Origin of the sequence: Acinetobacter sp. TSRC1-2 (assembly GCF_049895885.1) — a bacterium.
GTDB lineage: Bacteria > Pseudomonadota > Gammaproteobacteria > Pseudomonadales > Moraxellaceae > Acinetobacter.
Genome location: NZ_JAFCTF010000007.1, coordinates 117,670 through 130,619 on the forward strand (window position 1 = coordinate 117,670; position 12,950 = coordinate 130,619).

General features: G+C 42.0%; 10 protein-coding genes. 3 read left to right on the forward strand and 7 right to left on the reverse strand.

The window, feature by feature from the left end:
- Positions 1-19 precede the first annotated feature (19 nt).
- Positions 20-484, reverse strand: coding sequence for a heteropolymeric bacterioferritin subunit Ftn (gene ftn / locus ACP69Y_RS09340; RefSeq protein WP_425918126.1), 465 nt, complete (start codon positions 482-484; stop codon positions 20-22).
- A 476-nt stretch (positions 485-960) separates the two neighbouring features.
- Between ftn and ACP69Y_RS09345 the strand changes: the two genes are divergently transcribed.
- Positions 961-2,025 carry an SDR family oxidoreductase gene (locus tag ACP69Y_RS09345; protein WP_425918128.1) on the forward strand — a complete coding sequence of 355 codons (1,065 nt, stop codon included), beginning with the start codon at positions 961-963 and terminating at the stop codon, positions 2,023-2,025.
- A gap of 55 nt (positions 2,026-2,080) precedes the next feature.
- Here ACP69Y_RS09345 and ligA read toward each other — a convergent pair whose 3' ends face one another.
- The 5 genes from ligA to ACP69Y_RS09370 form a co-directional block, all read right to left on the reverse strand.
- On the reverse strand, positions 2,081-4,114 hold the full coding sequence (gene ligA / locus ACP69Y_RS09350; RefSeq protein WP_425918130.1) for an NAD-dependent DNA ligase LigA: 2,034 nt from the start codon (positions 4,112-4,114) through the stop codon (positions 2,081-2,083).
- A gap of 89 nt (positions 4,115-4,203) precedes the next feature.
- Positions 4,204-5,196, reverse strand: coding sequence for a cell division protein ZipA C-terminal FtsZ-binding domain-containing protein (locus tag ACP69Y_RS09355; RefSeq protein WP_425918132.1), 993 nt, complete (start codon positions 5,194-5,196; stop codon positions 4,204-4,206).
- A gap of 1 nt (position 5,197) precedes the next feature.
- The gene (gene smc / locus ACP69Y_RS09360) at positions 5,198-8,650 is read right to left on the reverse strand and encodes a chromosome segregation protein SMC (RefSeq protein WP_425918192.1); all 3,453 of its coding nucleotides are present in this window, start codon (positions 8,648-8,650) and stop codon (positions 5,198-5,200) included.
- Between the two features lie 10 nt (positions 8,651-8,660).
- Positions 8,661-9,356: a GntR family transcriptional regulator gene (locus tag ACP69Y_RS09365; RefSeq protein ID WP_425918134.1), complete on the reverse strand. Its 696-nt coding sequence runs from the start codon at positions 9,354-9,356 to the stop codon at positions 8,661-8,663.
- Positions 9,357-9,554: 198 nt separating this feature from the next.
- The gene (locus tag ACP69Y_RS09370; protein WP_425918136.1) at positions 9,555-10,364 is read right to left on the reverse strand and encodes a sulfite exporter TauE/SafE family protein; all 810 of its coding nucleotides are present in this window, start codon (positions 10,362-10,364) and stop codon (positions 9,555-9,557) included.
- Positions 10,365-10,395: 31 nt separating this feature from the next.
- On the opposite strand from ACP69Y_RS09370, the gene ACP69Y_RS09375 reads away from it, so the two are divergent.
- Together ACP69Y_RS09375 and ACP69Y_RS09380 are read left to right on the forward strand one after the other, a co-directional pair.
- On the forward strand, positions 10,396-11,154 hold the full coding sequence (locus ACP69Y_RS09375; RefSeq protein ID WP_425918138.1) for a biotin--[acetyl-CoA-carboxylase] ligase: 759 nt from the start codon (positions 10,396-10,398) through the stop codon (positions 11,152-11,154).
- Positions 11,155-11,163: 9 nt separating this feature from the next.
- Positions 11,164-11,901, forward strand: a complete 738-nt coding sequence (locus ACP69Y_RS09380) for a type III pantothenate kinase (protein ID WP_425918140.1) — start codon at positions 11,164-11,166, stop codon at positions 11,899-11,901.
- A gap of 130 nt (positions 11,902-12,031) precedes the next feature.
- Here the strand turns inward: ACP69Y_RS09380 and ACP69Y_RS09385 are convergent, their stop codons facing one another.
- Entirely contained in the window at positions 12,032-12,601 is a 570-nt protein-coding gene (locus ACP69Y_RS09385; RefSeq protein ID WP_425918142.1) for an RBBP9/YdeN family alpha/beta hydrolase, read from the reverse strand.
- Positions 12,602-12,950: the final 349 nt, after the last annotated feature.

Genomic DNA, 12,950 nt, shown 5'->3' on the forward strand with positions numbered 1-12,950 from the left:
TCTATCTAAACATGCAATCTTACATTTGCGATTGAATATAGTTTTGCAAACCAATCAGCTCGATCAAACGAATTTGTTTCTCCAGCCAGTAGGTATGATCTTCTTCAGTATCAGACATTTGCTGACGAAGCATCTCACGGGTCACGTAATCGCCTTTTTCTTCGCAAAGTTTGACGCCTTGCGCCAATTTTTCACGCACATGATATTCAAGTTTTAAATCTGCTTTTAAACACGTGACCACATCTTCTCCTGTTTCGATGTCATCACGGTTCATATTCGGTGTACCTTCTAAAAACAATACACGGCGAATAAGTGCATCGGCATGCGATGCTTCTTCTTGCATTTCATGATCGATACGTTCAAAAATCTTAGTTAAACCCCAATCTTCATACATACGAGAATGAATAAGATATTGATCACGAGCCGCCAGTTCACCACCGATCAACATATTTAGATAGTCTACGACTTCTGGATTGCCACGCATTTCAATTACTCCATACCCTTTTTCTAATATTATGGACAAAACCGACCATTAATGCAAAATAAAAATTATGTAAGTTTATGATTTTTATAAAATTAAAATGAGAAACATACGCATTTGCAGTATGTTTAACAAAACTTTCCATATAAAAAATAAGCCTTTGCGCCATTGAAGCAATTTCCCCACGACTTATTTAAACTGTAAAAGTATATTTTTAAGATTTGTAACGATTACAAATGGTTCTTATTTCATCAGCCAATAAAAGACATGAACTTCGCGATACCTGTCTTACGAGACTGTCGTTCAGCAGCATATCCTTCTCGTTTAAACGAATTAAATACATGTCGAGCATTGATCAATAGCAAAGAGAGCATGGCTACGTACAAAGTTTAGCTTAAGTAAGCATCAATCAGTCAAAGACAAACCTGTGATTTAACACTAAGATAGACACAAATTTAAAAACAACAATGGTTTAACTCATGACGACTCCACAACACACCGCACCCATTCTTGTGACAGGTGCTACAGGCTACATCGCCAGTTGGGTGATTAAAAATTTACTGGAACAAGGTCATAACGTACATGCCACTGTTCGTGATCTAAATAAAAAGCCAAGCTTTGCACATTTGGATAAAATTGCCGCTGAAACCACCGGCACACTTAAACTTTTTAAAGCCAATCTACTTGAAGCCAATTCATTTGATGAAGCCATGCAAGGCTGTGAAATTGTGCTACATATGGCATCGCCTTTTGTAGTGAACAACTTTAAAGATGCGGTAAAAGACATTATTGAACCTGCTGTTTTAGGCACTGAAAATGTGCTGAATAGTGTCAATAAAACCGAGTCAGTGAAGCGTGTGATCGTGACCTCAAGTATTGCTGCAGCTTATGGCGATGCCATTGATATTCAACACACCGCAAAGAATGAGTTTGATGAGTCGCATTGGAATACGACCAGTTCTAAAACACATCAGCCCTATTCTTATTCTAAAGTCATGGCAGAACGTAAAGCTTGGGAGATGCAAAAAGCACAACAACGTTGGGAATTGGTGTGCATTAACCCGGCGCTGGTTCTCGGTCCATCATTAACCGCAAATACGCAGTCAGGCAGTGTAGAAGTTCTACAACAGTTTGCCAACGGCATGACTTTGCTCGGTGTACCGCCTATGTGGAATGGGATTGTCGATGTCCGTGATGTAGCGGATGCACATACTCAAGCTGCTTTTACTCCTGATGCTGAAGGGCGCTATATTATTAGTGGCGGCACTTTAAGCTTATTGGAAATGGGGAAAATTTTACGTCATAAATTTGGCCCGAAGTTCCCTTTCCCTCGTAACCAGCTCCCGAAGGCGGCTTTTAAACTGTTTGGTCCTTTGGCTGGTTTTTCCAAGTCATTTGTTGAACTGAATATGGGCTACCCGATCTACTTTAATGCCCATAAAAGCCAGCAGCAACTCGGCATGCAATACCGCAACATTGAAACCAGTTTGATTGAGCATTTCCAGCAGTTACTCGATGATGGAGTAGTGAAGAAATACCTTTAGATATTGAATCTAACCAATAAAAAAGCCACCTTTGCGGTGGCTTTTTAGCTGAACTTTACATTTGTCCGTATTCAGCCATTAAGCTTAAAAAGTCAGTTTCATTCATCACTCGTACACCCAGCTTTTCAGCTTTTTCAAGTTTAGAACCCGCTTTCTCACCTGCAACCACGCATTTGGTTTTACTCGACACGCTACCGCTGACACGCGCACCTAAGGCTTGCAGTAAATGTGTCGCGTCATCACGCCCCATACTGCTTAGCGTACCAGTGACCACCCAGCTCTCACCATTGAGTGGTTGACGTGTGGGTGCAATAGGTGCATCCCAGTGAATTCCGGCTTCAAGCAAACGGTTCACCACTTCCAGATTATGTTCAGCCTGGAAAAAATCGATAATCCATTCAGCGGTAATGTCACCGACATCTGGTGTTTTCTTTAACGCTTCAAGATCAGCGGCTTTGAGGGCATCAAAAGTTTGAAAAGTATTGGCCAGCATACGTGCCGTAGTTTCACCGACACCACGAATTCCGAGGGCATAAATAAAGGCAGCCAGCGTAGTTTTTTTACTATTTTCAATTGCATCAAACAGGTTCTGAACAGACTTCTCCCCCATTTTTTCAATGGTGAGTAACTGTTCACGATGTTCATGCAAGCAATAAATATCAGCGACATTTTTCAATAAATCGAGGTGTAATAAAGATTCTACCCAACGATCACCCAAGCCTTCAATATCCAGCGCTTTGCGCGAGACAAAATGACGAATCGCTTCAATACGCTGTGCCGCACAGTATAGACCGCCTGAACAGCGTGCCAGTGCTTCGCCCTCAGGCATGACCACAGGTGATTCACACATTGGGCATTGTTCAGGAAGATGAATTTTTACTGCATCATCCGGACGAAATTCTGGCCAGACTTTTTCTACCTTGGGAATCACATCACCACTACGGTACACGCTGACCGTATCGCCAATACGCACATCTAGACGATGAATTTCTCCAATATTATGCAGAGTAACATTGGATACCGTTACCCCACCGACTGCAACCGGATTTAAACGTGCGACAGGCGTTAAAGTACCGGTACGTCCCACTTGCCAGTCAATATTTTCCACCGTGGTTAAAGCAGCAACTGCGGGGAATTTGTAGGCAGTTGCCCAACGTGGTTCACGACTTAAGAAACCCAATTGTTTTTGCTGTTTTAAGCTATCGATTTTAATGACCATGCCATCAATTTCAACACTCAAATTTGCGCGTTTCGCATTGATTTCTTCATAGCGTTGCTGCACCTCTTGAATGCTGTCACAAATAAAATGGCATTCACCTACAGCAAAGCCAAATTGAGTGAGCCATTCCAGACTGGCGGACATGGTGGTTTGACCATGATGTGGTTCACACTGCGCAATTCCATAGGCATAAAAGGCCAAAGGACGTGATGCGGCAATATTTGGGTCAAGCTGACGTAAACTGCCTGCCGCAGCATTACGCGGATTGGCAAAGGTCTTTTCACCTTTGACTTCATTTTCCGCATTGAGTTTCTCGAAGCCGGCTTTTGGCATCAGGACTTCACCACGAACCTCTAGTAGCGCGGGAACTGAACCCTGAGCAGATGAAAGTAATTTAGGCAAGTTACGAATGGTTTTAACATTATGGGTAATATCTTCACCCGTTTCGCCATCACCACGAGTTACTCCACGAACCAAAACACCATGTTCATACCAGAGGGAAATGGCCAAACCATCAAACTTCAATTCAACATCATATTGAATTTTTTGATTCGGTAAACGTTCCTCTACACGGCGCGCAAAAGCAAACACGTCTTCTTGATTAAACACATTTCCCAATGACAGCATTGGCACTGCATGGGTCACGCTTGCAAATTTAGTGAGTGCTTTGCCGCCCACTTTATTGGTCGGGGTATCGGCTTGTATATATTCAGGATATTGCTCTTCTAAGGTTTTAAGCTGATGAAAGAGTTGATCATATTCACTATCTTCAATGCTTGGTTGATCCATCACATAATAGGCATGATTATGCTTGGCTAAAATTTGAATCAATTGACGCATTTGCGCTTTGATAGTTGAATCTTGAGTCATTTCTACACCATAAAAAAGGGCGGTTTATGTCCGCCCTTAAAAAATTTTATCTACTCGCCATTATAGAAATCGCGTCGTCCAGTTTCAAACTAAACTTCTGCATTTTGTTTCGAACGATAGTCAATTGCCTGATGGCGCCATTGCTCACGTAACTGTGGCGTAAATTCCTGATTGTTCTGATCATAGACGGTGCCATCAATTTCACGTGCAATCAGACGTGAAAGACTATCCATCGTATCAAAGGCATTTTGCACATCACTATGTGGCAAGGCCAAGAAAAATGCCAAACCTTTCACCTGTTCAGTCGATAAGGTTTCAAGGTCAAAGCCAGCTGCACCTTCATCGGTAATTTGTAAAACCGAAAAGAGTAATTTGCTATCATCTTGACTGTAGCGATGAAAACACGCCATTTCACCAAAACGCAAACCATACTTCAGTAATACTTTTAAGGTTTTTTCACCTGACAGAATACGGCGTTCTGGGTAAACATTTAACGCAATAAAATCAACTGCTGTCGATAAAGCACTTTCTTCATCAACGCGTTGCTGCTCATGTAAATGTTCATCCAGAATACTGCTTTCATCCTCAAACTCTAAAATTTCAGCTTTTTCAATTGTTCCGTTCAGGCTGAGTTCTGTTGTATCTTTGACTGCAGTCTTTTCATCTTGAACTGTCTTGTCTTCTGCAAAATCTAATACTACTTCATCTGCTTTGACGACTGAATCGGCTGTTAATTCGACCTGTTCCGTTGTTTCTGTCGCAGCAGCGACTGGTGTCTTAACTTCGGCCTTCTCAGTTTTTCTTTCTGTCTTATTTGCTTCTGTCTTATGTGAACCTTGAGCAAGCTCAACAGCCGATTCTGCCAAAGTCGGTTCAACCCGCTCTAGACTTGAGGCTTCATTGGCATTTTGTAATTGATCACGGACATGGCGAGGAATCACCGGTTTCTGGCTATCTGTGTCGACATGAAGTTCTGAATCTAGTGATGGTGCTGCATCAGCGGGTTTTTTAAACAGTATTCTTAAACCGAATAACATAATGATAACGGCGATAACTATACCAACGACGGTGGTGATTTCCATATTATGACTCCGCGACTAAACCGTATTCTTTTGCCTGTTCCAAATCGACAGTGACTAATTTTGATGTACCGGGTTCTGGCATGGTAACACCTAACAAATCGGTTGCCATCGTCATTGCAACTTTATTATGGGTAATGTAAATGAATTGGACTTGTTCAGAAAGTTCTTTTACCAAATTACAAAACCGACCCACGTTTGCATCATCCAAAGGAGCATCGACCTCATCCAGAACACAGAACGGTGCCGGATTTAAACGGAAGATGGCAAACACCAATGCCAATGCTGTTAATGCTTTTTCACCACCAGATAAGAGTGCTAAAGAGCTATTGCGTTTACCTGGTGGTCGAGCCATTAGTTTTACACCCGATTGCCAGTCATCTTCAAGGCTTAAACTCGCTTCTCCGCCATTAAATACTTTCGGGAACAAGTTTTGCAGCTCAAGATTGACCTGATCGAAGGTGGTCATAAACAGCTTTCGGGTTTCCTGATCAATACTTTTCATGGCACCTTGTAATTGATCAACCGTTTTTTTCAGGTCCTCAATTTGATGACTCAGCTCTTCAAAGCGCTTGGACACTTCCTCATATTCTTCGGAAGCGGCTAAATTGACCGCACCCAATTTTTCAAAGCGTTGCTGGGCTTTTTCCAGCTGTTGTTGATGTGAAACGATATCAATATTTAAACCGCTAATCACTTGATTATTCAAAGCATGGAGTTGTTCTGAATAATGCTGAAAATCTGATTTAGCCACTTGCCAAGCCAGACGTTTTTGTTCCAGTTGACCACGTAGTTTTTCATCCTGCTGTTGCTGCTGATGGCGCTGCTCAGTCAGGCTTTGCTGTTTTTCCTGAATGTTATTCAGTTCAACTTGCCATTCGTTCCAGGTTTTCTGCAACTTCTCGGTGACCTGAGATTGTTGATTAAATTGCGACTCTAATGCCGGCAGTTCCAGCTGTACCGGATCGACAAATTTTTTCGCCTGTTCCATTTGCGCAATAATTTGCTGATATTGCGCTTTTGAGAATGAAGCATCTTTTTCAAGCAATTCTATCTGCTGCTGGGTTTGCGTAACTTGACGACGTAGTAGCTCCAGCTCTTGTTGAGTTTGCTGCCACGTGTGCTGGGTATTTTCCAGCTGTTCGGTCAGCCCCTCAACTTGAAATTGCAGGGTTTTATAATTCGGTAAAGCCTGCTCAAGTTTCAGGTTCAAGGCATGCAAATCAATTTCCAGATCATCTTTTTGCATCGCATCTTCTTCAAGCTGCGCATCAAGTTGCTGTAATTGATTTTGCAATTGTTGCTTTTGGACTGAAAAGGCTTGAACCGTACTTTGTATTTTCGCAATATTGAGATCAACTTGCTGCAACGTCTTTTGCTGTTGCTTTAACTGGCCTTGCTGGTCTTGAATATTATTTTGCAGGCTTTGAATCTGTTGTAACACAGCTGGCAATTGCTGTTCCGCAGTTTCAAGCTGAGGTAACTGCTGTGCCAGTACAGTTTCAATTTCATCTAAACGGATACGATGGCTGAGTGCCCCTTGTCCGGCTTGGCTTGCTTCATCATAAAACAGGCCAATTACCCAATCCGCACCGACATGATAGCCATCCAAACTTAAGATAGTCTGCCCCATGCTTAATTGTGATTGTAAAGACAAGGCTTGAGTTAGATTGTCTGCAACTGCCACTTGCTGCCAAATGGAATGCTGTGGCGATTCAATCCAGTCAGCCAAGCAAGACAAACCAGCGATCTGAATCTGATCTTGCGAACTATTGCTTTTCAACTGACGGGCAATACTCTCACCAAAACCAGCCTCGGTATCAATGATGTGTGCAGAGAGCCATTTCGCCAAAAATTTTTCAATTAAATTGGCATGCGCTTTGGCCAGATCTTTTAATTTTAAGACCTGCATCAACTGCACAGCATCATTCTGAACTTTCGGACTGTTCTTAATCAGCAATTGATTCAGGTTTTTCTGTTCCGATTGCAACACCTGAATGGCAGATTTCAAATTCGAAACATCATTTTTCTGCTGCGCATACTCCGCTTGCACTGACTCTAATGATTTTTTCTGCGTTTGAATGGCTTGTTCTAATTGCTCAATTTGCTGGCTAAGTTGAACTTTTTCACTTTCAAGTTGTGCAATATCATCTTGCTGATCTTGGTGTCGAAGCTGTGCTGTTTGCTGTTGCAGAGTCTGCTTTTGCTGTTCGACTCGGGCAATATTTTTAGCTAATTGCTCACTTTGCGCCAGCATCTGCATTTTTTGCTGTTGCTGTTTTTCTACCTGTACCTTAACTCCTTCAAACTGTTGCTGCACCTGTTGCTGCTGCGCTTTTAAATCACCCAGATTTTGGCCTTGGTCTTGGCTTTGACTTTCTTGCTGTTGTAATTGCTCAGTCTGTTGTTGATGTTGCGATTGCAAAGTTTCGATTTGCAATTCAATTAATTGCAGTCGTTCTTTAGTCTGTAATTTTTGTTGTTCTAGCTGAGTTAAAGTTGAGGTATTTTGCTGCAACAAAGACTGTTTCTGTTCCAAGGTCATTTTTAATTCAGAGCGTTTTTTCTCGGCCTGTTGCCACTCATTTTGCAGGGGCGTAGACTGCTGAATCAGTCGTTGAAATAGTTCACTGGTCGCCGTTAAATCATGTTCCAAAGTGCTCAATTCTGAACGAACCAATTTAAATGTTTCGCCCAATTCATTCATTTGAAGAGTATATTCTTGCTGTAATCGGCTGCTTTGTTCGCATTGAAAAGACAACACTTCAACTTTAATGGTACGAATCTGGGTTTCGAGTTCTTTATATTGAACTGCGGATTCCGATTGACGTTTCAGGGTTTTCAGCTGTGACTTGAGTTCCGATGCAATATCTTCAAGGCGCGATAAATTCTGCGTGGTGTGATCTAGATGCAATAATGTTTCGCGACGACGCGCCTGATAACGTGAAACGCCGGCAGCTTCTTCAATAAATACCCGCATTTCTTCAGGTTTGGCATCAATTAAACGATTAATCATGCCCTGTTCGATCACCGCATAAGAACGTGGACCGAGTCCTGTCCCTAAGAAAATATCGGTAATATCACGACGACGGCACTTGGTGCCATTTAAAAAATATTCAGACTTGCCGTCGCGGTTGACCTGACGACGTACCGCCAATTCATTATAGGCATTGTATGTCCCCCCGAGCTTGCCATAAGTATTGTCAAAACGCAGTTCTACACTTGCTACCCCAACTGGTTTACGTTTGGCAGTACCGGTAAAAATGACGTCCTGCATGCTACCACCCCTAAGCTGGCGTGCACTGGATTCTCCCATGACCCAGCGAATGGCATCAATGACATTGGATTTACCACAACCGTTTGGCCCAACCACAGCGGTACGATTCGCCTTGAAATGTAAAGTGGTACTATCGGCAAAAGATTTAAAGCCGGAAAGTTTTAAGCTGCTTAAACGCATAATGTCCTGATCAACGTCGTGAACGTCTTGCCCATGCAAGTTCGATTTGTTTCATCCGTGTCAGAGATTCCAACACAAGGTTGCGCAAGTGTCGACAAAAATCATCCATAAATAAAGTAGCTTGTTGTGATTTTCGGATCAAAACTGCATCAGTCACTAACTTAAACAGTTCAAATGATTCCTCTAGCTCGCGACGAGAGATATTTAAGGTTAAAAAATAGCTGCGACGCATTGATGGCAACAACTCTTTATAGAACTTCATCAAATAAGGATTGCCCACCATTTCATGCTGGCGCGCCATTCCTTGAAAGATTAAATCGTAGAATTTTTCAGTATTCCCCTGACGCGTCTCTTGATGCAATTGATCCAATAATGCCTGAATTCTTTCGGCTTCATGGGTGCGCCAAGTTTCCGCCACACGATGAATAATTTGCCCCAATAGCAAAGCGCTCATATCAAATAAAGCACGAACTTGTTGTGCAGACATTTCTGACACAATTGCACCACGGCGTGGGTAAATTTCAATCAGTTGGGTGCGTTGCAACAGCAACAATGCTTCACGCACGGAGCCACGACTGACATCGAGTTCAGCCGAGATTCGCAACTCTTGAATGCGTTCACCTTCAACCAATTCGCCACGAATAATTTGCTCACTAATATGCTTTGCAATTTGTTCGGACAAACTGTCCTTTTCCTGTTCTTGCATACTCGTCCTATCTTGTTTTTATAAGATGCAATCGAAAAAATTTCACACGTTTAGATTGACCCTGTTATTTTTACTTCGTTTTATCAATTAAAAAAATGACATTGTCAGACAATTTTTTAGTCTTTAAAGCCAATATAAAAAGGTGTGAACATTTGAACTGTAACACACCTTTTCATTCTATTTTTCTCTTATTTAAAATTAAAAATAGGTCGAAAATCCTTGATATATAAAATATAAACCAACAATACTTAATAAGCAGGCAAAACATCTTTTCAGCATGGCGGGTGATAACTTATGTGCCACTTGTGCCCCGAATTTTGCAGTAATAAAGCTCATTACACTAATGCCAATAAAGGCATAAATATGTACATAACCAATACTATGCGGTACTTCAACCGTGGTATTCGAGCCAAACCACATAAAACCTAATGCTCCGGCAATCGCAATAGGCAATCCCCCTGCGGCTGAAGTTGCTACCGCTTTTTGAATGACGACACCATGACGGATTAAATACGGTACCGTAAGACTGCCACCACCGATACCAAAAATAGCCGATGCAATCCCGATGCCTCCACCTGCAAGCAGTTGCAATGCTTTAGAAGGCAAATGATGCGAAGGATCAACAGGCCGACTTGCACCGTTAAACATACCGTATGCGACCCAAACTGCAAAGAATCCAATCAGCAACTGCAAGCCCTGACCTGACATATAGTCAGCAATACCGGCCCCTAAAAATGACCCTAAAGCCAGACCGGGTGCTAAATTGCGAAATACATTCCACAACACCGCCCCACGTTTATGATGCGCTGTGACGGAACTGATCGAGGTCACAATAATGGTTGCCAGCGACGTGCCAACAGCCAAATGCATAATCACCGAAGCATCATAATGCAGCTGCGTGAACACAATATACAAAATTGGCACAATAATCAGGCCGCCACCAACACCAAATAGTCCAGCGGCAAAACCAGCCATTGCACCAATCAATAAATATATGATTAACTCCATTCTTCACATTCCAACTATTTCTTAGATTTAAATGGATTTAGAGACTCGACAACTGCAAAAAATCCTCGACGAAGCTCATCAGCTCCCTGAAGTTTTAATACTGAAACCAGTCACGACTTCAACCAATGATGATGTACGTGAAATTGCACTCAAAGGCGTTCATAGCGTTTTAGTCTGTAGTTTGAGACAAACTCAAGGTCGTGGACAACGCCAACGACAATGGGTCTCCCCTGAAGGGAACATCTATTTAAGCACATTGCTAAATACACGAACAGCCATTGATGGCCGGCTTGCCCTTGAAATTGCATTAAATATTTTGCAAATGCCAAGTCTTAAGAACTTGGAACTGCAAGTGAAATGGCCGAATGATCTATTTAGCAAACAAGGTAAATGGGGCGGTATTCTGGTTGAACCCATTTCTCCGTATCAGGTGATTGTCGGGGTAGGTATCAATCTTGCACCTATTCCGAAAGAACAGATTGACCAGCATGCCACCTCACTGCGCGAGTTAGGATTAATCGCAATTCCACGTACTCAATTGATCGCAGAATTATATATGGCCATCCAGCAAGCCAGTGAATGGTTTGACCATCATTGTTATAACCTGGCTGCGCGTTTTAATCACTATGCTGCTTTTAAAAATCAGGCCGTAGAATTTGAGCATCATTCAGGGCTATGTTCAGGTATTTTCTTAGGCATTCAGGATGATGGCGCGGTCAATATTGAAACCAGTGAAGGCTTAAAACAATTTTATCAAGGGCGTTTACGTCGCCTAGAAACCTCTGTTTAGAGAAATGCAATGAAGAATTTATGGCTAGATATTGGGAATACCCGGCTAAAATATTGGATTACCGAGAATCATCAGATTATTGAACAGGCTGCAGAATTGCATTTGCAATCCCCTGAGGAACTGCTATTGGGTTTAATTCAGCATTTTAAAAGTTTAGGTCTGCATCAGGTTGGCGTATCTTCAGTTCAGGACAAGAAAAATAATGAACGTATCCAGAAAATTTTAAAATTTTTAGATGTACCGGTAACCTTTGCCAAAGTGCATGCTGAATATGCAGGGTTACGCTGCGCTTATGAGGATACCAGCAAGTTCGGTATAGACCGTTGGTTACAAATGCTGGCCGTGGTCCATGATCCAAAGCAACAATACTGTGTCATTAGTTGCGGAACTGCTTTAACCATTGATCTAACTGATGGCATGCAACACTTGGGGGGTTATATTCTGCCGAACCTGTATTTACAGCGGGATTCTTTAATTCAAAATACCAAAGGCATTAAAATTCCCGATGCTACATTCGATGAGCTTAGCCCAGGACGAAATACTATTGATGCGGTGCACCACGGTATTTTGTTAAGCTTGGTGAGTACCATTGAAAAGGTACTGGATAAATACCCAAGCCAACTGATTCTGACTGGCGGTGATGCACCATTATTTGCCAAATATCTTGTACAGTATCAACCCATAATTGAGCCGGACCTGTTACTCAAAGGTCTGCAGAATTATATTTATTCCTTGGCTGAAGCGTAGGGTCTGTTGACATTTCATAAATGGCTTGCACTGTAGGCTAAAATTGAGCAGATGAGGCATGAAACGACGACAATAGCGAGACTATTTTCAAGTTGCATAACGAAATCTGAGATAATTTTAGCCACAGCCCCTAATCTTGACGAATGAGATAAGGTTGTATGGCCTGCCAAACTTCAGGCAGTTCCGTACAACCTTCAGAATCAATAAAGTGTCCCTGGCATTGGGCAGAAATCAGCTCGGCATCTAGACTTTGAGCCTGTTCGATACTGAATTTTGGCAGAACATGATCATCTCCTTCTGAATAAATCACCACACGATGTTCAATCTGGCGTTTAAGCAATTCAAAATCAATCTGGGCTGCATCAATAAAAGGATAGACTTCTTCCAAGCGCCCCAAACGACCATTAAAACCGGCAACTAAAACCAACTGTTTAATACGCTGATGGGTTAAGTTTTTGGATAAATAATGTAATGCCGCGACAGTTCCCAGACTATGCGCAATCACAATACTATTTTCATCCAGACTTTCTATCTGCTCATTTATTTGTGATTCCCACATCGACAGCTCTGGACGCGGTGAAGAATCCAAACGCAATACTTTCAAACTGTAATGCTGCTGATCTGCGGTCTGCTGAATCCAGGGATACCAGTTTTCTTCTGGGCTGGCGGTATAACCATGTATCACATTCACTTGAGCCATTATTCTTATTCCATCTGCTTGAGCTGTTTTGGTGTGCAACAAGCTTAGTCTGAATTGAGTGATTTAATTGTTGGTCTTTTTATAAAAATGCCAATTCAAAGAATATTCCTCTCCCTGCAACTCAATGAATAACCCTTTAAGATTTAAAATAAACCCTAATTCTATCAATGATGTAGAAAAAGGTTTCGTTACACTGCAAACTTTTTTAAATTCATAAAAACCCTCTCTTCGCATAAAATGTCCCGCAGACCTCAGCTCTTGCATCTGGGGATTAATAAAGTGCCCGAGCAGGACGACTTTAGGCGGTGATATATAAGGGTCATTACAGGAAAACAGTAAAAACGTGTCG

Bases quoted from the DNA above. Each gene is read 5' to 3' on its own strand.
- ligA (WP_425918130.1), bottom strand. From the start codon at position 4,114: ATGACTCAAGATTCAACTATCAAAGCGCAAATGCGTCAATTGATTCAA.
- ACP69Y_RS09365 (WP_425918134.1), bottom strand. From the start codon at position 9,356: ATGCAAGAACAGGAAAAGGACAGTTTGTCCGAACAAATTGCAAAGCAT.
- ACP69Y_RS09370 (WP_425918136.1), bottom strand. From the start codon at position 10,364: ATGGAGTTAATCATATATTTATTGATTGGTGCAATGGCTGGTTTTGCC.
- ftn (WP_425918126.1), bottom strand. From the start codon at position 484: ATGCGTGGCAATCCAGAAGTCGTAGACTATCTAAATATGTTGATCGGT.
- ACP69Y_RS09380 (WP_425918140.1), top strand. From the start codon at position 11,164: ATGAAGAATTTATGGCTAGATATTGGGAATACCCGGCTAAAATATTGG.
- ACP69Y_RS09375 (WP_425918138.1), top strand. From the start codon at position 10,396: ATGGATTTAGAGACTCGACAACTGCAAAAAATCCTCGACGAAGCTCAT.
- ACP69Y_RS09345 (WP_425918128.1), top strand. From the start codon at position 961: ATGACGACTCCACAACACACCGCACCCATTCTTGTGACAGGTGCTACA.
- smc (WP_425918192.1), bottom strand. From the start codon at position 8,650: ATGCGTTTAAGCAGCTTAAAACTTTCCGGCTTTAAATCTTTTGCCGAT.
- ACP69Y_RS09385 (WP_425918142.1), bottom strand. From the start codon at position 12,601: ATGGCTCAAGTGAATGTGATACATGGTTATACCGCCAGCCCAGAAGAA.
- ACP69Y_RS09355 (WP_425918132.1), bottom strand. From the start codon at position 5,196: ATGGAAATCACCACCGTCGTTGGTATAGTTATCGCCGTTATCATTATG.